At 58.4% G+C, this 19665-nt stretch carries 20 protein-coding genes and 1 pseudogene; 5 read left to right on the plus strand and 16 right to left on the minus strand.

All coding sequences use genetic code 11. From position 1 onward, the window contains the following. Positions 1 to 270: 270 nt before the first annotated feature. Positions 271 to 624: a hypothetical protein gene (locus IVB19_RS19370; RefSeq protein ID WP_247819786.1), complete on the minus strand. Its 354-nt coding sequence runs from the start codon at positions 622 to 624 to the stop codon at positions 271 to 273. A gap of 1566 nt (positions 625 to 2190) precedes the next feature. On the opposite strand from IVB19_RS19370, the gene IVB19_RS19375 reads away from it, so the two are divergent. From IVB19_RS19375 to IVB19_RS19385, 3 genes are all read left to right on the plus strand, one after another. Then, entirely contained in the window at positions 2191 to 2820 is a 630-nt protein-coding gene (locus tag IVB19_RS19375) for a DUF6680 family protein (RefSeq protein WP_247819787.1), read from the plus strand. 78 nt (positions 2821 to 2898) lie between these two features. Then, positions 2899 to 3210 carry a YpbF family protein gene (locus IVB19_RS19380; RefSeq protein ID WP_247819788.1) on the plus strand — a complete coding sequence of 104 codons (312 nt, stop codon included), beginning with the start codon at positions 2899 to 2901 and terminating at the stop codon, positions 3208 to 3210. Positions 3211 to 3281: 71 nt separating this feature from the next. Beyond that, the gene (locus IVB19_RS19385; protein ID WP_247819789.1) at positions 3282 to 5288 is read left to right on the plus strand and encodes an AAA family ATPase; all 2007 of its coding nucleotides are present in this window, start codon (positions 3282 to 3284) and stop codon (positions 5286 to 5288) included. Between the two features lie 88 nt (positions 5289 to 5376). On the opposite strand, the gene IVB19_RS19390 is transcribed toward IVB19_RS19385, so the two are convergent. The 13 genes from IVB19_RS19390 to IVB19_RS19450 form a co-directional block, all read right to left on the minus strand. Further along, a complete protein-coding gene (locus IVB19_RS19390; protein WP_247819790.1) occupies positions 5377 to 5607 on the minus strand; it encodes a DUF6894 family protein in 231 nt (76 codons plus the stop codon). A gap of 87 nt (positions 5608 to 5694) precedes the next feature. Next, positions 5695 to 6513: a hypothetical protein gene (locus tag IVB19_RS19395; protein ID WP_247819791.1), complete on the minus strand. Its 819-nt coding sequence runs from the start codon at positions 6511 to 6513 to the stop codon at positions 5695 to 5697. Position 6514: 1 nt separating this feature from the next. After that, a complete protein-coding gene (locus tag IVB19_RS19400; protein ID WP_247819792.1) occupies positions 6515 to 8038 on the minus strand; it encodes a hypothetical protein in 1524 nt (507 codons plus the stop codon). A gap of 88 nt (positions 8039 to 8126) precedes the next feature. After that, a complete protein-coding gene (locus IVB19_RS19405) occupies positions 8127 to 10061 on the minus strand; it encodes a hypothetical protein (protein WP_247819793.1) in 1935 nt (644 codons plus the stop codon). Then, complete coding sequence (locus tag IVB19_RS19410; protein WP_247819794.1) at positions 10058 to 10231, minus strand: hypothetical protein; 174 nt, start codon at positions 10229 to 10231, stop codon at positions 10058 to 10060. The genes IVB19_RS19405 and IVB19_RS19410 overlap by 4 nt, the downstream gene beginning before the upstream one ends. 43 nt (positions 10232 to 10274) lie before the next feature. Continuing rightward, positions 10275 to 10949, minus strand: a complete 675-nt coding sequence (locus tag IVB19_RS19415; RefSeq protein WP_247819795.1) for a hypothetical protein — start codon at positions 10947 to 10949, stop codon at positions 10275 to 10277. Further along, positions 10936 to 11436, minus strand: a complete 501-nt coding sequence (locus IVB19_RS19420) for a hypothetical protein (protein WP_247819796.1) — start codon at positions 11434 to 11436, stop codon at positions 10936 to 10938. Before IVB19_RS19420 ends, IVB19_RS19415 begins: the two co-directional genes overlap by 14 nt. Before the next feature lie 232 nt (positions 11437 to 11668). After that, positions 11669 to 12193, minus strand: coding sequence for an HK97 family phage prohead protease (locus IVB19_RS19425; protein WP_247819797.1), 525 nt, complete (start codon positions 12191 to 12193; stop codon positions 11669 to 11671). 161 nt (positions 12194 to 12354) lie between these two features. Then, positions 12355 to 12813: a hypothetical protein gene (locus IVB19_RS19430; RefSeq protein WP_247819798.1), complete on the minus strand. Its 459-nt coding sequence runs from the start codon at positions 12811 to 12813 to the stop codon at positions 12355 to 12357. Positions 12814 to 12911: 98 nt separating this feature from the next. Next, positions 12912 to 13445, minus strand: a complete 534-nt coding sequence (locus tag IVB19_RS19435; protein ID WP_247819799.1) for a hypothetical protein — start codon at positions 13443 to 13445, stop codon at positions 12912 to 12914. Positions 13446 to 13643: 198 nt separating this feature from the next. Then, positions 13644 to 14201, minus strand: a complete 558-nt coding sequence (locus IVB19_RS19440) for a hypothetical protein (RefSeq protein WP_247819800.1) — start codon at positions 14199 to 14201, stop codon at positions 13644 to 13646. A gap of 165 nt (positions 14202 to 14366) precedes the next feature. Beyond that, on the minus strand, positions 14367 to 15623 hold the full coding sequence (locus tag IVB19_RS19445; RefSeq protein WP_247819801.1) for a hypothetical protein: 1257 nt from the start codon (positions 15621 to 15623) through the stop codon (positions 14367 to 14369). Between the two features lie 258 nt (positions 15624 to 15881). Continuing rightward, the gene (locus IVB19_RS19450) at positions 15882 to 16067 is read right to left on the minus strand and encodes a hypothetical protein (RefSeq protein ID WP_247819802.1); all 186 of its coding nucleotides are present in this window, start codon (positions 16065 to 16067) and stop codon (positions 15882 to 15884) included. Positions 16068 to 16175: 108 nt separating this feature from the next. Between IVB19_RS19450 and IVB19_RS19455 the strand changes: the two genes are divergently transcribed. Then, on the plus strand, positions 16176 to 16445 hold the full coding sequence (locus tag IVB19_RS19455) for an AAA family ATPase (protein WP_247819803.1): 270 nt from the start codon (positions 16176 to 16178) through the stop codon (positions 16443 to 16445). Between the two features lie 227 nt (positions 16446 to 16672). On the opposite strand, the pseudogene IVB19_RS19460 reads toward IVB19_RS19455, so the two are convergent. After that, positions 16673 to 16987 (minus strand): annotated as a pseudogene (locus IVB19_RS19460) (ComEC/Rec2 family competence protein); the annotation flags it as partial. A gap of 376 nt (positions 16988 to 17363) precedes the next feature. On the opposite strand from IVB19_RS19460, the gene IVB19_RS19465 reads away from it, so the two are divergent. Continuing rightward, on the plus strand, positions 17364 to 18140 hold the full coding sequence (locus IVB19_RS19465; RefSeq protein WP_247819804.1) for a hypothetical protein: 777 nt from the start codon (positions 17364 to 17366) through the stop codon (positions 18138 to 18140). Positions 18141 to 18638: 498 nt separating this feature from the next. Here the strand turns inward: IVB19_RS19465 and IVB19_RS19470 are convergent, their stop codons facing one another. Further along, the gene (locus IVB19_RS19470; RefSeq protein ID WP_247819805.1) at positions 18639 to 18797 is read right to left on the minus strand and encodes a hypothetical protein; all 159 of its coding nucleotides are present in this window, start codon (positions 18795 to 18797) and stop codon (positions 18639 to 18641) included. Positions 18798 to 19665 lie beyond the last annotated feature (868 nt).

Consider the following 19665-nt stretch of genomic DNA (forward strand, 5'->3'; position numbering starts at 1 on the left):
GCTCCTCTCCTGAGCTGGCGGAGCGGCCCCGGCCTATAACCTCCAGCCCCCCCAAGCCGGGGTCGTCTCTAAGCCGCCCACTGAGGCGCGGCTTACTTCTGGGTGTTCCGCTTATAAATACACGCTTTTGGAACAAACGAAGATTTATTAAATCACAATCTGTTCTCGCCCGGAGAACAGCGGGCCCGGCCCTCTTTCAAGGGACGGGCCTCGGCGGCGTGGGCTTGATGGGCGTCAGGCCATGACTGGCCGCCGATTCAACGTTGGTGATTATAGCGCGACCGCCCCCGGCCGGGATGCCACGTCCTCTACCACCCGAAGCAGCGCCGCCGAGTCCTCGTCCTCAATCGCCCACTCCAGGCTCTGCGCCAGCACAGAAGCGCGCATCTGGTTCTCGTCGGTGCGGTTCAGCAGCGCTGCCGCCGCGCTGCCGCGGGCCGCGTACAGCCCCTCCAGCAGGGTCTGCACCCACGCATCGACCGGTCCGCTACAGCGCGGTGCCAGCGCCAGCCCAGTCAGTACAGCCGCCAGGGTGTGGGCTATGTCGTGAATTGCAATGAGTTCGCAGGTGGTGGCGCCGACCGTGATGGGTGTCGCGGTATGGATTCGGGTATGGGCGTTCATTGTGGTGATGCTCTGTCGTAAGGGCTTTCGACGGCCCGTGCAGCGGGACAGCCACTGCAGCCGGGGGGTCGAAACTCGCCAGAGCGACGAGCCGAGCGCTTTTACCCGTGAGGGCTGGACAGCACGCCCGACCCCGGCCATAAAGGCAGGGTTCGGAGCCGCACCGCCAAGTGCGTCCGTCGCGAACATTCCGGTTGGGAATGTTTGCATTCAGCCATCACCCCCGACGCCAATCGGGAGCATCCTGACCAAGGATGTGCGGCTATAGCTCTGGTCCGGGTTTCGACGCCCACGGACATCATCATCTGATTCGCAGAACAAACAACCCCTTTCGGGGCGCTTTGGCGCGCCTTGGCTTGCCTTCCACAGGCGGCTGGGCTTCAGTTGACCGTTGGGACCGCTCGTGCGGAACGGTAGCCAGCAAGGGCCGCAGGCGCTGTAACCGGTGTCCTGCGGCCTTCGCTGCTACGCCCAAAGCCGGTCCGCATCCGTCTTCGTGTCGAGCCAGGTCAGGCCGTCATCGTCGCCTACCGGGCTATTCAAGCTGTATTCGCCGTAAACCCGTGGTCGATACCTTTGATCCGACAGAAACTCGCCAACACGCGCTCTCGCATCACTCAGCCTGAGGCGCCCCTCGGCTACTGCAAGAAACATCCGAGACATGACGTCTCCGCGTTCGTCCCTCGAAAGATGGGCCGTAGCTTGCCATACGGCTTCGTAGGCATCTTCGCCGTCATTTCGGGTCAGGGACACAGCTGCAAACCGCCGCCTGGATCGCTGTGCAGCGCTCCGATGAGCGGACGCATTCTTTGCAGAGATGGCAACGAGCCTTCGACCAATTTTCGGATGTACTCTTATAAAATTCCTCATGACGGACTGCGTGTACGTCCCGCCAGAACTTAATGTCCCACCCTCGTGAAGGTAAGCGACCGACGCTCTCACCCGCTCGATCGTTGGCATGCGGTTCTCGCGAGCAAGCTTGTTGCAATCTTTGCAGCGCCTGACCAGACAGCCCCCGTACTCCACGTAGAACGTGTTGTGCATGGTCCGCACGTGACCATTTTTGCATTTCTCGGCCGTGCGGCGGCTGATTGCGGATTGTTCACGCGCAAGCTCCAGGTTCACTTTGGTTCGCCGGAGAGCAGCCGCTTGTTCATTCGCCTTGATCAGCCGCCTCGCCTCCACCGCCCACTCTGGGTGCAGCTCGCAATGCTTCTTGAAACGCTGAGGGGTGACCAATGCAGGGCCGCATCTCTTGTCGCCTGACGTGATCCTTCGCAGCGTCTCCCCCGCTCGCAGTCGCCGCATGAACTCATCGGCAAGTTCTGGGGTCATGCCGGGAGGGACGTTCATCCACTTCCGTCTGGCCGCACTACGCTCCTCGTGTGATCGATGTTTCTGAATACGTGACGGCATGCTCGCCTCCACAAAGCGCCGAATTGCGCTGCGGAAGGCGGCTCCTGAGTCGCGGCTGCGCAAGGGCAAACACATGTCAATCCCCCGACATGGCGCCTTGCGTTCTCGTTACGGTTGCAGTTGTTACTTACGAAGGCTGGAGGGACACTTATGGCTATCGAGTGGTGGGTTGTGATCGCGACGGTGCTTGGACCTGTGGTCGCAGTCCAAACTCAAAAATGGATTGAGCGAGCCAGCGAGCGCGGACGACGGAGACAGTGGATATTCACGGCGTTGATGGCCAATAGGGCTACACGGCTCAGCGACGAATACGTGCGCGCCCTGAATCTCATTGATCTGGAATTTTCTCCTAAACGATTCGGCGGCAGCGCCGATCGGAAGGTTATCCATGCCTGGCGCGCCTTATTCGGCGAGCTGGGAAACGGCCCTCCGGACGATAACCAAGACATGAACGTCGCCCGAGCATGGAACGAGCGCGTCACCGAACGGCTGGTCGATTTGCTTTCTGAGATGTCCACCGCGCTCGGTTACACCTTCTCTGAGGAAGAACTCAGACGAGGAATTTACTATCCCAAAGGACGCGTAGACCTAGAGCAGTCCCAGATCGCCATAATGCACGGACTGAGTAAGATAATTCAGGGGACCACTTCATTGCCGATGAAGATTACAGAGATACCTGCCTCTCCGGAAGCGGCCCAACTCCAGGCTACGCTTAATGAGAAGATGATCGGCGCATACCATGAAGATGGGTCATTGAAAGTCCGTGTTCAAAACACCTGACCTCTCAAAGCCATCTAAAGACTAGTTGCTCCCTCCGGCTCGCTCGCCTTATGGTCGTGACCGGTCTAGGGGATTCCAATGGGGCTGTTCAAACGCAAAGAAAAATGGGACCGCACGTTCCGGCTGCGCAGCCAGCAGAGCACAGGGCGCGGCCTTCTTGCATGTCTTTTTTGGCTCTGGGGCGTCGTTGGACTGCTGTTCAACGCCGGCACGCTGTTCGGTCTCACCGGCAGCATCGGCGTTGGGACGTCGGCGCTTCTTGCAGCCTCCGCATTGATTTGGATCGGCGGAATGGTGCTGTTTGGTATCGGCGCCCTACTCGCTCACACAGACTTTGACGGCGAGAGGCCGAACGAAGGGGAGCACGGCGACGTCCGGGTTACGAGGTAGATGCGGCCTCACTGGCGCAACGCACGAATTTCTCAAACAATGTTTTGAGCAAAAAAAACAAAGAGGATGCTATGAAATTAACGAGTTTTCAGATCCAGAACTTCCGCTCCATTGAGGATAGCGGCTGGATCAACGTCAATGATCTTACCTCGCTAGTCGGACGCAACGAAAGTGGGAAGTCAAACCTGCTCTTGGCATTGACGTCCTTAAACCCGCCCGGGAAAAGGCAGCCCCTGAACCCCGTCAAGGACTTCCCCCGCAGCCGCAGGCTGGAGGAATGCAAAGGCAACACCGTTGTTGTTTGGACTTGGTGGGCTTTGACGCCCGAGGAAGCGGAAGAACTTGCACCGCTGTTAGGTCCACTCAAGAAGGTGGCGATCGGCCGCGGTTACGCCGCTGAAAGTGTCTGGACCGACTTCCAAACAAAGGCGCCTGAACTGGATGCAAAAAAAACGACAAGTGTGCTTAAGAGGCTAAGACCAGTCCTTGAGCCGCTGTGGATTGCATTGGAGGGGGAGCATAAGGCGAAAGTCGACAATGCTTGGGCTGCCCTTGAAAAGGCTAATGCGAATGCGGGATCAAAAGCCTGGGCCGCAGCGGTAACTCCAGCTGCCGCCGCTGTGAGACAACACCTCGGCGGCGCGGGCATCATGCTCGACGACAAACAGGACGAACTCCTCACCGAACTTGAAGATCATGCGATCAAGATAGCTAGCTACGATGCAAATAAGTTAGCGGCGCATAAACTAGTCCTCGAATGGCTTCCGCAATTTGTTTACATAGCGGACTTCCCTGAGTTGCACGGCCATCAAGAGCTTTCATCCTTCGTTGAGCGCCGCGGACAAAACCCGGCAACCAAGGAACGCGAAGATAATTTCGAAAAGTTGGCTAAGGTTGCTGGCTTTAAGCCTCAAGAACTCTACGAAAAACGCGACCACCATGAATTAAGAGGACAAATTCTCAACCGCGCCAGCTCTCTTGTAACTGGCGAAATTCGTCGTCTCTGGAAAGACCGTCAGTTGATGGTTCGGGTTGACGTCGACGGTCCGAACGTCACCGTTCTAGTTTCCGACCCGAATGCTCAGTATCCCGTCGAGGTCAACCTGGACGAACGCAGCCGAGGATTTAGGTGGTTCTTCGCCTTTTACATCACGTTCTCAGCAGACACTCAAGGTGGGAATGCAGACGGCGCCATTCTACTCCTGGACGAGCCCGGACTTTATCTACACGCCAAATCGCAAGAGCATTTGCTCAAACACTTCCGCGAGGACTACAAGAACCAGATCATCTACACCACGCATTCCCCCTTCATGGTACCATCCGACGCGCTAGAGATTGTTAGAACGGTCAATATTGATGAGAAGACAGGTACTACGGTCTCAAACGTACCCACAGGAGATTCAAAGACGCTCTTCCCGCTTCAAGCTGCGCTCGGATATCAGCTGTCCCAAACACTCTTTGTGGGCCACTCCAATCTTATTGTTGAGGGTGTAACTGATTTCTGGATCCTCTCTGCGGTAAACGCGCACTTTGCCGCGACGGGTGCTGCAGCGCTACCAGAAGAATTGACCATCACCCCCGCCGGCGGGGCTGGGAAGGTCTCTTATATGGCCGCACTGTTGGCCTCCGAAGACTTGAAGGTTCTTGTTCTGCTGGACGATGACCGGGCCGGCCGGGAAACACAGAAGGATATCGTCACCAACAAACTTCTGCGGGAGACTGCAATACTTTTTGTCTCGGACGGCTTCGATCCAAAACCCTCCGAGGCTGATATCGAAGACCTCATAGATCCCGTGATTTACGACAAGCTGGTGGCCGACACTTACAAGGTTGAGCTGAAGGGTAAAAAGCTCGTGCTCAACGCCAAAATACCGCGCATCGTCAAACGGTATGAAGAAGCTTTCAAAGCGCTAGGTCTTGATTTCTACAAGACCCGTCCAGCACGCGAATTCATGTCGCTAATTGGTGCTGACCCAGCAAAAGTACTGACTGCAGATAGCACAAAGCGGTTCCAAGTTATCTTCAAAGAACTATCGGCGCGCTACGAGAAGATGAAGAACGTTGCACCTTTCAGGTGACGCTTGACGCCGCCATGAAGCACCAGGAGGCGTACGAACCCCGACGCCTTCTTTTCGCTAGGATGACCGCAGCAACGTCGCCATCCTGCTAGCGAGCAGTTGTAACGTCACCCACCCCATACCGCGCAATCTCAGCACCTGACGCGTCAACGACGATTACCACAGTGCCCGCATCACGGTCACAGTCGGGGTCGCTCGCAATATCCCGAGCGACCCGGGCGCCATATTCGACGGCCAGCTCAGCAGAGCCAAATAGCTCTCCTACCTCGTCCGTCTGTGTTTCGCCGTTGTGGAAGATCGGGAAGTAATAACGTTGCATGGGCACCCTCGTCCTTTTTGCGCGGCGATCATGCCCACATCGGGGACTGCCGGCACCTGCCAAAAACGACAGGGTGCCTTTGACCCCTCACTTCCACCAGCGCCGCCTGCCCTTAAGCTCGCGGCGAAACGCCTTCCAATCGGTATTGTGTTCTGGCGCAATGACCTCGCCAATCTTGTCGGCAGGCCACCGATGGACCACACGTTGGCGAATGCCGCCCGCATCGATCGATGTTAGCAAGGCGTGACCACCTACCTTGGACGTCGCCGGCAAGCCGGGCCGCAGCGGTTCTTCGCGAAGGCGCTGCATTTGCAGCATGACCACCATGTCGACTTCGGGATCGAGCGTGTCTGCCATGGTTGCCTTCGACGCCTTGAATCCGCATTGCTCACCAGTCAGCCCGGCGGCGAACGGCGGATTCATAATCACATCGTCCAGCGGGACCAGTTTGAACGGCTCGTCAGCGACCACGGATTTTTCGCCGAACTCGGCTTTCTGTTTCTCGTGGGTCTTATACCAATACTGCAAAGAGTCCGGCGGAATGCAGAGGATCGAATAGGCCTCGGGGCGGTTACGACCTTCGGACCAGCCACCGATATAGATGCGCGTGTCCGGAATACCACCGCCATTCTCTGTCAACAGGCTTAAGTTGGCGATGTAGATCTTCGGCATAGCTTCTTCCAGGCCGGCAATCATTTCATCAAACGACGAAAACCGCTTGGTAAACTCAGCCGCGGTGATGATGTTAGCCAGCGACGGTCCCATGCAGGCTACGGCTGCATTCAACGAAGGAAGCGCCCAGCATTTAGGCGATACCTCTACAACGAGGCCTTCCTTGTTGTAGGACAGGCCGTCCGTCATGATGTGAACGGCACGCTTCTGGATCGCGATATTAACTGCCGTCATGTTATTGCACCTGAAGCTTGATGGCTGACGAATCCGTTGAACGCAGAGCATCAGCCACGTCTGGATAAAGATTCTTTAGCTCCTGAGCTATCTGAACATCGCCCGGCGATAAGAATGCAGTCTGTTGACCTCGCGAGATGTCGCTAGCGACCTTCGCGTTTGCTAGAGCCTCCGCAGCAAGCCCAGCGTCCTGAGCAAGATCCTGAATGTGATCGCGGACCTTATCGGTGATGGGAATCCCAGCCAACTGAGCCGCATTAAGAAGTTGCGCCTCCGCCTTTGCCTCTTCGATTGCAGCTGCACCCTTACCTTGCGATTCCGCCAGTGCATTCGTCGTGGCGATGTATTTGTTCAAGGTTTCGGTGGCACGGTCGTATGCGTCGGCAGATTCGTCACCGTCCTTGCGCTTTGGCAAGTGAGCAGCGTTGGGGTCGGCATTGTTGGCCGACGCTGGCCTGGTGGCGGGTGTTGGAACGCCACCGGGGAAAGCAACTTTCGACTCCGCCTCAGCTGCAGCCTTAAGCATCTCTGCGGCGAGTTGCGCCTTGGCTCGGATCAATTCTAGCGCGGAGACAATCTCCGGATCGCCCTTGCCAGACTTGTTCATCGCATCAATGGCGCGCGTGACTTGGTCGACGTCTTGAGCTGCGCCGCGGAGGTTCTTTTGGAAAATGTCCGCCGCGTCTGCGTACCTATTAAAGAGGCTCTGACCGCTACCGGCCTGAATATTCTGCGATGCAAGCGCAGTCCTTACCAGGTCGTTGGCCTTGTCGATCAGTTCATCCAGCCAGCCCGCAATATCCGAGGAAGCCGACTTAAACTGCGCCGCAAGCTGAGCCGAAGATTGTTTCCAAGCACGATCGAAGGCAGCGGCCTTTGCAACGGTAGCTCCGTCAATAATAACGCCAGCTGCTTCAGCGCCTTGAGCGATGTCCTCGAACGATTTACTGCCGTTGCGCAGCGCTTCAACCCAACTCTCGGAAAGACCAAGCATCTGAGCTGCCTTGGTCTTCTCTGGGATGGAATCGAATTTATTGAGCAGACCGCCTGCGATCGTCAGCAATTCGTTTAGGCTGATGACCTGGCCGTTACGGTCTTTGTACTTGATGTTGTTCGCGTCAAGCAGGCGGGTAAGCGAGTTTTCATTCTCCTTAGCGTCTGCCAGCAGCGAAGCGACTTTCCGAAGGTCGTTGACGGAGTCCTCGGACGAAACTCCGCCTTGTCCAGCGGCGAACTGGATCTTCTGGAACCGTTCCGCCGTCAGCCCGGTAAACTCAGCGTTCTTTTGAAGGTCGGCAAGCTGACTGTTTACCTGGGTGATCGCGGCCAGAAGCCCACCGACAACACCAGTCACGCCAGCCGCTGCCGTCCCAAGCGAAGCGAAGCCGCCAGCGGTCGGGTTGAGGTTCGCGAAGGATTGTTCAATCCGGCTAATGGCGCTATCCGCCATATCGCCGGCCTGGTTCATGTCGCTGGCGAATTGATCCAGCTTCGCGCCAAGTTGTACTACGAGGTCGTTGGACAATGGGACTCCTGAGGTGAAGGCGCGCAGCACGGACGTGGAAAACGCGCCGAGCCCGCCATGCGGATGCCTTTAGAAAGGTCAGTAAGTTCTACAGTCTCGCATTCAGGCTCAACAGATCGTCATAAAATCCGTTGCCGCTGGCGCTGGCCGTCTTGTAGAAAAGACCGCCAATTGTCGTCAGTCCGGAAGTGGTCGGCGCGGTGGTCGGAAAGTGATCGACCCCGATGTTTGAAATCTGGGCGACTGTCGGCGTAGCCCGCATCTCACAAGGCCAAGTCTGGACGTTGCCATAGGCGCCGCCCGTCGTGACCGCCGCGAATTGAAAGCCAATTCTAATCGGTTGCCAGTACCGTTTGAGGGCCTGGAGTTCGGTGGATCGAACGGGAGGTGTGAACTTCGACGGTATCGTTCCCTTCTCCACCTTGACCTTGCCAATATCCAGCGTGACATTTTGCGCTTGAGTACTGTCCGTCCAAAAAATCACGGAAAGGTTGTTCATGGACCCCGATACAGTCCCGGTGATGGCCGCGATGTCAGTCAAGGTGTTTGCCGACATTGCGATCGAGCCGGCCGCGACGACGGTCGTCGATGTCGACGTGAAGAAGTTTCCAGCCGTGAACGTCGCGCTGGTCCAGTCGCTGACGATGTCCTTGGTGATGGCATCGGCCGTGCCGGTCCACTCCACGAGGGCATACCGCAATGTAGCCGCCGCCGACATTTTCGCACGCGCAGAGAGAACTACCGACTGGGCACGAAGGTCACGGCAGAAGCCGCTTTCGATCCACTGGATGCGGCCGAAGCGTTGCGCAGTCGCGTTCGCTTGAAGCGTGCGCATCATGAACGGCGTGCCGTCCTCGGCGTTCGCAATGGCGCTAACAGTCACTGCGGCGGATTGAGTCAGCGTCAGCCATTGATCGAAATCATAGGCCACGTCCGATCTCGATACCCCTGCGCTAACTCCCTCCTGATCAATCTCGCCGGATGGGTTGAGCAGATAGTTCTTCCGCGACCCGCCAATGTTCGCCTGCACTTGCGATTGCTGTGCATCCGTCAAACTCTGCGAGCCGCCATAGCGGACCACGCCGAGATTGGTCGCCGCACTCGCCGCACTCGCCACGTCCGAAAGGTTGTTGGCGCTCGTGAGATCGCCCGCGCCAGGCTCGCCGACGACGTTCAAATTCCACGCGGTCCCCGTTCCTGAGCCGCTGATCTTATCGCTGGTGATGGTCAGCGTCGTGCCGCTGTAGGTCGCGACGCCTTCAAGCCATCCCGTGGCACCGGCCGTAGCCGTGGCCCGCACGCGGGCGCCGTTGGTATAGGCAAGGCCTGCCTGCGTCGTGAACACTTTCGACGCAACAGTGATCGCAAGCGACGTGGTCGACGTGCCGCCGTAGCCGGCGCCGGTCGGCCCAGTGGCGCCCGTGCTGCCGATGCTCGCCAGCAATTGCCAATAGCTCGTGTTCGGCGGCGTGTGATTGGTGTGGTCGAGCACGCACGCATAGCTCGACCCGCTCAGCGCTACGACGTCATTGACCGCGTAGGCGGTTGCTCCGCTCCAGGCGCCTTTAATCTGGAACGCCTTATAGATGCCTTGATACACCCAGATCCCGCCCGATTTGACCCACTGCTTGCCGGTCGTCGGCTGCAATGCGTATTGGCCGTCATCTCCGAGCGAAGGATCGGGCTCGGTATCGGCGATGTCCACGAACACGAAAAAGCCAGACGTGTTGAGCGCGTCAACGAGCTTGTTGACGCTCTGCATCGTCACAATACCGGTAACGCGTTGAGGGTAGTCCTGCCAGATCACATAAGACGCCCCGCTGACCGTTGAACCCGGCCATGGCGTAATGGTCAGATGCGTGGGATCGACGACATCGACGATCAGCGCCGAGAAATGACCGATATCCAGTCGGTCGCCGGGCTTGACATTAGATCCGGACCAAATCACGCCGGAGCCGGTCACAGTGGTGCCATCGGCCGCAACGGAAACGGTGCCTATGGAGTAGCTGAGAAGCGCGGTCATCGAGTTACCTTAGCCTCGGCGTGCACAATCGCATTGTCGGTCCGCACGTACTGGCCGTTGATCTTTTGCCAGACCTGGGCGACGTCACTTCCGGCCGGCATGAACACAAAGCCCTCAACCGGATTCGCTGGTTCGGTTGGGTCTGATGGAATGTTGTGGAAATCAGTCATTTGAAACCTCTGTTCTAATCTTTTTCAGCAGATGCGGCGAGCTTCACGCGGCCAACTTCGCCCCGACAACATCATCGCCCCAAAGATGAATGATGCGCGTGGCAATAGACTCTGCCGAAATGGTGGTGATCTGCGCAAATCCGCCCACCCAACACGGCCGGCGCCCCGCCTCAAAGTCACGTCGGGCAATCTCACGCTGCGCCGTTAGCGCGGCAACCGCATGGCCGTCCAGGGTTGCCGGCGCCTTCTCTATTGCCGCACGGATCTCCTGCTCATCCGCCTCGGTGCTGCATGGGCATGGGTTGAAGCCGCGGGGAAAGTCAATCACGCGCGATGGTGCGAGGTGATCGCCGCCGGCTTGCAGGGTCGTCATCCGGAAACCGGATGGGCCACTCTGTTCTGAAATTCCCGCGACCGACACCTCGAATGGACTCGCAGCACCCATCGCGGACATCCGGTCATTCAGCTCCCTGAGCGTGGGACCGATCGCCTGCTTGAAATCATCGAAGCCGCTTGCCGCCATTGTCGATAGAGCGAGCGACACGGCCTGGAAAACAACAAAATGCTCAGCGCGGACCGTTGCGGCGGCTTTGAACTGCGGCAATAGAACAGCCTTGTTACAAATCGCAGTGATCGTTTGATCTGCTGTGTTCCAAACAAGCCCGTCCGAAACGAGATGCGCGCCATCCGACGCGACAATTAGGTTAGCTGCCGACATTGTAAAAATCCTCGAATTGAAAATTGACCATCCGTACGGCGCTGACCGGCAGCGAGCCGCCAATTGCGAGGCCCGCACCGATCGCGGTACCAACGCCGGCCGAGAGCGACAGCGAACTGGCAATTGCGCCGCCCAATGGACCCGCAAACGCAGCCACCGCCACGAGCGCCACCAAGCCAATAACCTGCTTGGCCGTGTTTCCGCCGCCGCCACCCAGCGGATAGGACACAAACCGCACATTGTCCTTGGCGCCGATGCGACGACGTCGCCAATCACGGCGGAGGACGGCCTCGCCGTTAATCTCAAGGATGGTCGGCAAGCCCTTCTTGAACTGCCAGCCATATTTGGTGTCGCGCGTCGCCCAGCCAGCGCGGCGCAGGAAGGCCGTCACCGTCTCGCGCGGCAGCGGCTCCACACGAGCGACCTCAACACCCGGCATGACCAGATGCAGGACGGGGGTGCGTTTTGGTTTGGTCCGCAAGGTCAAGTGACTCTCTCCCCGATCTCTTTCATCATCTGCGCCCGAAGCCCGAGCACAACATCGACAGGTTCGCGGTCGCAACCGAGCAGAGTCCGCGGGCGGGCATCCGGCATTCGGCTGCATGATTGTATGAATACAACCTCTAATACCCCATATTTTGAATTGTGGATGCGCGAACTTTGGGCCAAATCCGGTGCGCAGCGCGAAACTTCCGAGAGGCTGAATCACCCCTCTCCCCCTACCCCAGCATGCCCCTGATGCGCATGGCTTCACGCCTTGCTGCTATCCGACGTTGGGCGGCTGCACTGTTGGCATTGGGACTTGAGCGCATCGCGGCGGTTGTCTGAGGGTACGCTGGGAAAGCGACAGCGCTCAGTTCTATAAGCCTGGCCTCAGTGATGATCCGCAAAGGTAGGCCGGATCCGAGGCGGGGCCAATTTTCGGATTTGACATAAAACGACGGACTTATGCCGGACACGTCGCGCCGCCCGACTGTCCCGGCAAGAGTCTGTCCATCTGGCGTGTCAAGGTTCACATCGACTTCATAGCGAAGCCCTAAGGCATCTTCTCGCAATCGGAGGGTGCCTGATGCTGTGCGCCCGACGACACGGCCGGAATCGTGATCGAGCAGCATCCGAATGTCATCCTCCTGGATGCTGCGTGTCAGCGAGCCCTTTGCGAACTGCTCCCGGAACTCATTTGCGATCGTCGTGACGGAGTCCCACAGCACGGCATACCCCCAGACAATCTTAGCTTCGGCCAACCTTCGCCTCCGCTTTCTCCAGGCGCGCCTCACGCTTCCCGAGCGGCGATTCCTTTCGCAGCGCGCGAGCAATTGCGATTGGATCTGTGTCGTCAGTTTTAAAGTATTTGCCGCGGATAGAGATTTTTCGCTTTACTCTAGCGCGACGCTCGTCCGCTTTCTCAAACATTGTGACCCGCCTCCCGCACTTCCTTGAGAAAATACTCGACCCTTTCGACGAAATGCGCGCGAACCGGCCTCAAATAGCCCAGGTTGATATCCTCGCGCTCCAGATCATTTAGCAGCTCGTCGTGATGGCTGCGAGTAACTTCGAGAGCCTTTGCTGCCGTGCAGACGGCCGACAGACGCCGCCTATATTCACCGCGGATGGCGTCGCAAGCAGTTTTGCTCGCGACGTCGCGCGCAGCAGTGATGCGTTTTGCGATCACCTCCAATGCCGTCTCGGCATTCGCAATCTCACCCGAAACTTGGCGGCGGCGCTTCCGAAGGTGCGGAGCAGAATCCTCCGGATCGCCCAACAATGCCGAGACAGCAGCGCTGTGCAGTACCTGGGGTGCTGCGGCGATCTTGTTGTCGAGTTCTGCGGACTCTTTGTTTAGCGAGGACAGCAGCTCACTCAATTCCTGCCTCCGCGCCACGAGGTCTGCATACTCTTGACTGGAAGTCTCAAGAGTAGGCACGATGAATTCGTCAGCGGGTTGTTTCTTAAGAGGTGCCATTAGGCAATGACCTTTCCGAAAATGTCGTCGAGTGCGTAAGCAATCGCTGCCACGCTGAGCGTGGTTGATTTGTTGTGGCCGTTGCACTGCCAATGTGAAGCGTCTTGCCCGATCTCGCAGAAGCGATCGACCGTGCCATCCGGCTTGCGAATCGCAACCGCTCTCCAGTTGCAGGAGACCTCGACTTTCGATGCACGGGCTTCAGGAATACCTGAACGAGCATCTTCGATCACCACCGAGACGGCAACTGCGGCGTGCAAAATCGACAATGGTGCGCCGATCAAACTAGCGCCACCAGGAGTCATTGCGTGGTAGGCGCGGACCACTGCAGGCGCTTCGTGCAAGGTAACGTCGGATGCCAATGCAACAACGATGTCGATGACCTGATACTCATTCAATTCAGGCGGCGCACTCGGCAAGCCCGTTGGCAGAAGGCGAGCTTCCTGCAAGCGGCGCGCGACGCCCGTACTGCGCGAGCGCGGAAACTTTAAATGCTGCTCGATCGCATCGAGTGCAGCGCTTAGCGAGGCCATGGCGGCCATTCTCCTTTTTAAGGATTAAAAGTTGCGACTAGAGGGGGAAATAAAAAGCCGCTCTTAGCGGACCACGGCACTGCGCCGGAAAAAGGCGGCGCAGCCGGTAGTGGGCCGGCGCGCGCCGAGTGCACGTCACGTCAGACCACAAACGTGGCCTTCAACTTGATACGTTCCCAACTATGGCGAAATCTGGATTTATGCAGTCTGTCTTAGGCGCGGCCTGTTCCTGCGAATTTCCGTCAGCACATTGTCGTTAGCGGCCAACAATCGCTTCGCGTCTATAGCGCGGATCATAGCGTCCTCCACCGCGCCAAACTGCATGAGGCGACTCCCTGTGGTCGCTGGGACTACCTTGCCGACGATGTCCAGCGCGCCCTCCGCAATGGCCGGCGCGTATTCGCGCCATCGGCAGGCCACAGCCTCGGTGAACATCCACCCATCGCGCTCGGCCTTGGTGGCGGCTTCGGCCTCGTCCAAATGTAACGCCAGCGTTACATTTTCTTTTGGCTGACGGCGCTTACCTCGCGGCTGGCGATATTGCTCCGCCGTAGAATGCCAGCGCCCGTCCAAGCCGAACCACTGCGTCAAATCGGCGTTGAATGTCTTGCGGGCGGCCGCCTCCAGTTGCCAGCCGTGGGCCGGTCCCATACCAGGGAAGCGGCGGTGCAGGATGCGGTTCAGTTCGTCAGGGCTCGGGCGCGTCTCGACAACACGGTCGGCCGCGATGGGTTGGTCGTCGTTTGCGGGGGTCATGGAAACCTCGACGTGACGTTCTGGCCATTTGCTGGCTCTTAGTGTGGCCGGCATCCGGCTGCACACAGGGGAAAAATAATCTGAAAATTTGCGGGATTTAGCGTGTGACTTGAGCGGCGGTTTCCACGGGCAAATGCCCAAGACATTTCACCCACCCCTACCCCGTCAAGCAGCTTCCCTCTCAGGGAGGGCGGCAAACGTGCTGAGAGCTATCATGAAGGACGTACCGTGCAACTCGGCCGGGTCATTAATGGCGTCGACCCCGCAGGCGTAAGCAAGCCGCTGAAGGTGCTCCTGACCCGCATCCTGCAGAGGAGCATTGCTGCCCTCAACCAGGACGGCAACGCGCCCGCGGTCAGTCTGAAGGGCCATCCAGGTGTCGCCGCCCCTTTTTTCAACCGCGGTGGACACCACGGTAAGCGGCACGCCGCTCGGCACACTGATTTCAATGGCTGCCCCGCTGAGTTTGCGGTCATGCTCGGCGGCCTCAGCTGCGTCAACGGTACTGGAGCGGCGCCTCCCCATGTCATCCTCCTCGGCTAGCTCTGGTGGCTCAGCCTTCGGCCTTACGCTGCGGTCGGCTTCGTCGTACCGTTGGACTGGCTTCGCGCTACCGCGTAACTTGGCTATCGCCGCGGACTTCGCGTTGGAATATACGACGGGAAGGTCATCCTCCCAGCCGCGCGCCGTAATCCAATTTTGGAGCTGGATACGATATCGCCGCTCAATCGCGTGCTCTTCGTAGTGAGCATGCAAGCGCGCTGCCGCCCCAACAATAGTGGCATGAAGGCTGGCCTCCGGCGCCAATTTGTCATAGGCCGCTCTGGCTTTGGCCTTAGTATTTGTCAGCTTGAGACTGAAGGCATCCCATAGCTCGACAAATCCCCCTGGCGGCGTCTCCGGCGTGGCGGGCTCAAGCCCGGCCAAAGCCGGCGGCGTAGCCGCGCCGACAGAACATTCTGCTTCACGTAGGCCGGCTTGTAAGCCGTCTACGTAAGCAGGATTCGTCCCTTCAGACTCGGACACTAGAGGCCCGCAGCGTCCCTCCAGACTCGGACACTGTGTCCCTTCAGACTCGGACACTAGCGTCGGGTGCTTAGAGTCCCTCTGGACTCGGACACTAGGCCATGAGGTCGCGGTGAATTCAGAGGGCCGAGTGCCGGCGCCAGGACGCCTAGTAAAGTAGCCCCACTCGGCCAGCTCGGCGGTGGCCTTGCTGATCCGCCATTTCGAGAGGCCGGTGCCGCGCTCAATGTAGCGCACACTCGCTTGGCTGTTGCCGTGCTCTCGCTTTTGGCGATCGATAACGATCTGGGCGATTTGAATGTGAGGCTTGCGGGTGCGCTTGTCGGCTATGATCTCGCTAAGAAGCGTCCACTGATCAAGCAACCCGCCTGTCTTCTCAATTCTACTGTCCGCCACGGCTACTGCCCCCCATCGCTACCGCTTCCCTGGCGAGGTCGTTTGCAACACCGATATCAAGCCGGACGTTAGGGCCGAACACTCTGTAGCTGCCGTCTTGCTTGCGGATGAGAGTCAGATCCAGCGCTCGCACGCCAGGCGCCAACTCGGCGTCAAACGTGCCGAGTTGTTTCCCGCTACTACGGGATGGTCGGAATTCAATGATTTTCAAGAACGTAGTTTCCTAGAACGTTTGACGCAGGGTGTCCGGCGTAACCGCTATTTCAGGCTGGCCGCGTATTGCGGTTTCGGCTCGAAAAAGAGATCGCCGTCCAGCTCGCAGAACACAAAGCCGCGCCGATCCATGTCAGCGATCGTAAGAGCGACTTGCCGGTGGATATCACTCATCCGCGGATCAGACATGACCCGACATGCCCAGGCGCGACGCTTTGCACGATTACCCATGAAGGCCTCCGATTGGTTGTATGAACTAGTGCGGTTTTCCCGGCTCACCCACTAAAGGCACGCGCAAAAGAAATCGCCATGTTGGCGCGGTGCTCTCGGTTAAGGGCCGTGTCGGTGACCGTGGCTCCGGGCGGGTTGGGTAAGACGGCCAACAGCATTGTGGAGGCCTTGGCCATGGTATCAGGCAAGCCGCTGGCCGGAACCAAGCCGCCAGACGCTCCGAGGAAATCAACTAATGTCCAAGGAATTCAGTCGCTTACCTCCGAAGCCCGGCCAATTGCAAATCAACCGTTTTTGCCGCTGAAATACTCAGGGGTGCCGCAGATTGTTTTTCGCGGCAGTTCATTTCCGCCTAATATGGCCTGGCAGGGGAAATAAGAGGGGTGAGGCGGCCCGAGCCCAGCGCCCGGCCTTCCCGAACGCATGCGGAACGCCTCGAACCATTCCGGGACTTTTTCCGGGACTCTACGTCGCCAATCCCAGCGTTTTGCCCAGTTTTGAGCGGCTTTTGTTCACGGGGTCTCAATGGAAACACCAAAAAACGCTAAACGATTCAATGGCTTTACGGGTGGAAACACGGCTCACGCAATTGGCGCATTCAATCTCTGAAAACTCGGATGCACCAGCGCTTCCGGCGCGACCGCCAGCACGATCAGCGCAGCCACAGCAAGCGTGCGGAAGGTGATGGCGCGGCGATCGACCATCACCGCGATCAGCACCACCGCCGTCATGAAGAACGACCTTTGCGTGGCGACCTCCGCGCCCGACAGCAGCAGGTAGAACGCAGCGGCGACCAGCGCGGCGGCGGCCGACCATTTCTTGATGGCGAAGCCGGCCGCCAATCCGGGGATCAGAGCGAGCAGCGCGCGCACCGCGAAGAACACGACGCCGGCAACGACGGCCATGTGATAACCGGAGATCGGTCAAGCAAAGATTTTAGGTAGGAAATATAACGTTTTATAGCGCCGTTGCTTCCCAGATTTCCGGTGTGGGAAGCAGATGGGAAGCGGCTTTGAAGGCAGATGGCCTCGGCTCGATAGCAGTTGGCCATGAACTCGAGCCCCGCCCTCTCCTCCGGCATGGTCGCGCCGGCGGCGAGCTCTAGACATAGGCGCTCGAACCCCCGCAACTCGTCGATGTCGTGCTGATGTTTCCCCATGCGGCCGAGCAGATTCCCGATTGCTCTCGAGCGTCAAGACCTTTGTTGAACGGACGCCCGTTCTTTCGCAAGACAAGGACGCCATCATTGATGGTCTGGCAGAGTGGGCCTAGCCTGGCGGCGCGAAGGAGCAATCGATGAACAACTCCGACACCTCGGCCACATCAAACTTAGAAGATGACAGATCGAGCGTAGACCGCGAACAAGAGTTGCTGATGGTCGACACTGGGTTACCAGTCGCCACGGAGCTAGCCGAGATGCTACTCACCAAAAACGATCTTAAGAACAGTTTGCTCAGCTTCTCCATATGGGTCGAGCGATACGCAGCCGGACAGGGCGACGAAAAAGACAGGGCGATCAATGGCAGCCTCTTCCGGGATGGCGTTACTCAGTTTGTAGGCTGCTTCGATAGCAAGAACGCTTATCCGCTCGTCGTCGAAACGGTTTACCCAAACGCCGATGGGATCGCGCCGTACTTCAGATGGCTTCGCGATCTGAGAAACTCCTACACTGCGCACCGACATGGCTCGGCGCGGCAATGTAATGTCGCGGCTGTGGTGCAACCGGGGACAGGAAAGTTTCTGGGGCAGTCTGAGTTATTTGCGGTTTACACCGGCCCAAGCGGTGATGGTCACTCACAGCTGCTAGCTGCTGTCGCGCAGGCGCTGCGCTATGCGGAAACCAAAATTGCGGAACTGAAGCAACAATTTATCGCCGAAGCGTCTGCTATCCCCCCAGAAAACCTCTTGGCCCTTCCGCGAGGCGGAGCTGTTCAACCTCCGGGACCAAAATCAATAGGCAAAAGTCGTGGCGACGTGCGCAAAGCGATTGCCAGGGAGGCTGCCGCAACTCTGCCGTCGGAGGAAGCCACGGCCGCCCCAGAATCGCGCCTCCCAAGAAGCGCCGGATTGTGAGGTGAGGCCCGCCGGCATGAACCGGCGAATACGAGAGGCCGCCCCGCTGACGCGGCCGTACTTCTAGGTGTTCCGCTTATAAATACACGCGCGAGGAACGAACGAAGATTTCTTAGAATCACAATCTGTTCTCGCCCGGAGAACAGCGGGCCCGCCAGCAACGAGCCAGCGGGGCATCCACACCCACGACAGGCAGTAGCTCGCGTGAATGAAAGCTGCCGCCAAGGGGTGGCATCATTTACCCTTGATACCCTCGATTTTCTTCATTTGCATGACGTATTCGCTTGCGAGATCAAGAAGGCGCTGAGCCGTACCCTGATCACCGATTTGGCGTGCAAGCCTTCGGCATTGCTCCACCTTCGCAAGCATCTGAAATTGTAGCTCCGACTGGTCGTATGTTTCCACCATGCCCGGTGTATTACACCCGGACGAGCAGCCGCACCCAAGTCTTTGCCCCGTAAGGCTACGGTGCAGCGAGCCCGTGTCCACAAGAGCGGCCTACTCTTCCTGTAGCTCCTTGGCGAGTTCGGCAGTCAGAGCCCTAAGCACGCGCTGGGCCGCGACAGGGGTGCGGCCCAAGCAAATAGCTTCAGCGATCTTTTCAATCATTTCGTCCATCCGAGAGCGGATGGCGGCTATCCGTTCTTCCTGTTCCATGGTGCATACCTCCCGATCGCGAGGTACTTACGGTCTGACCTACATCGAGTTTCGTCGATGCGGGTTCCCTTTCGTCGTCATGGTCGGCTGGATGCGGTACTCTTCCGCCATTTCCAAAAGGGCCTCGCGGACCTTGGCGTTGGAGCTAAGGGCCGCCTGTGTCTCGCACAGTCTTTGAAGGCGCCGGGCATCATTCATCGGTGCTCAATGCCGATAAATAATTTGTGTTCCTGGCCAACTAATTCGACGACTTGTTGTCCTCCTGGCCCGTCCCTCTGTCGGCGGCCGCTTGATCGAACGCTTCCTGGGCTGACCGGGGCCGCTTTGCGAGCAAGCTTAGCCACCCATGAACCAAGCGCAGCCAAGAGGCGCGATCAACCTCGTTGGCGGCCCGGTCCGCTTGGCGCTGAGCTTCCGCCGCGTTGCGCCGGTATTCATCTTGCTGATCCATGCGGGCATTGTGCATCCGAAAAGCAAAACAGGCCACTAACGATTTCGAACTGAGGTGGGAAACAGGCCCGCCTCGGAAAGAGCCCGCCCACTGAGGCGGACTTAGCCCTTCTTTCGAAACTGCTGCGCACGCTCCCTATACTTCGCGAATTGAACCGCCGCGGTGTGCAGTTCGGCATCTCTTACCCAGATGCGGCTCAATCTGCGGAGTTCAACGGCTTCCTCTATCGCGCGCTGAGCGCGGTCCGAACAGGCGGGAGCGCGGTCGCGTCTCTCAGTCACCGACGCCCTGGAATCGTGGCCGGTGATAGATGCTAACGTACCAGAGGCAAAGCGGGTCCTATCGGGTTTAACGCTTCACGGACGGCGCCTGGCGGGAGTTCCTTCGCTCGCTCTCCAGCCCCATGCTCCCGGCGGC

Origin of the sequence: Bradyrhizobium sp. 187, from assembly GCF_023101005.1 — a bacterium.
Taxonomy (GTDB): domain Bacteria; phylum Pseudomonadota; class Alphaproteobacteria; order Rhizobiales; family Xanthobacteraceae; genus Bradyrhizobium; species Bradyrhizobium canariense_D.

Coding starts and splice junctions, on each gene's coding strand:
- IVB19_RS19450 (WP_247819802.1), bottom strand. CDS start 16,067: ATGGGTAATCGTGCAAAGCGTCGCGCCTGGGCATGTCGGGTCATGTCT.
- IVB19_RS19370 (WP_247819786.1), bottom strand. CDS start 624: ATGAACGCCCATACCCGAATCCATACCGCGACACCCATCACGGTCGGC.
- IVB19_RS19375 (WP_247819787.1), top strand. CDS start 2,191: ATGGCTATCGAGTGGTGGGTTGTGATCGCGACGGTGCTTGGACCTGTG.
- IVB19_RS19390 (WP_247819790.1), bottom strand. CDS start 5,607: ATGCAACGTTATTACTTCCCGATCTTCCACAACGGCGAAACACAGACG.
- IVB19_RS19395 (WP_247819791.1), bottom strand. CDS start 6,513: ATGACGGCAGTTAATATCGCGATCCAGAAGCGTGCCGTTCACATCATG.
- IVB19_RS19435 (WP_247819799.1), bottom strand. CDS start 13,445: ATGGCCTCGCTAAGCGCTGCACTCGATGCGATCGAGCAGCATTTAAAG.
- IVB19_RS19465 (WP_247819804.1), top strand. CDS start 17,364: ATGAACAACTCCGACACCTCGGCCACATCAAACTTAGAAGATGACAGA.
- IVB19_RS19385 (WP_247819789.1), top strand. CDS start 3,282: ATGAAATTAACGAGTTTTCAGATCCAGAACTTCCGCTCCATTGAGGAT.
- IVB19_RS19415 (WP_247819795.1), bottom strand. CDS start 10,949: ATGTCGGCAGCTAACCTAATTGTCGCGTCGGATGGCGCGCATCTCGTT.
- IVB19_RS19405 (WP_247819793.1), bottom strand. CDS start 10,061: ATGACCGCGCTTCTCAGCTACTCCATAGGCACCGTTTCCGTTGCGGCC.
- IVB19_RS19440 (WP_247819800.1), bottom strand. CDS start 14,201: ATGACCCCCGCAAACGACGACCAACCCATCGCGGCCGACCGTGTTGTC.
- IVB19_RS19470 (WP_247819805.1), bottom strand. CDS start 18,797: ATGGAACAGGAAGAACGGATAGCCGCCATCCGCTCTCGGATGGACGAA.
- IVB19_RS19410 (WP_247819794.1), bottom strand. CDS start 10,231: ATGACTGATTTCCACAACATTCCATCAGACCCAACCGAACCAGCGAAT.
- IVB19_RS19380 (WP_247819788.1), top strand. CDS start 2,899: ATGGGGCTGTTCAAACGCAAAGAAAAATGGGACCGCACGTTCCGGCTG.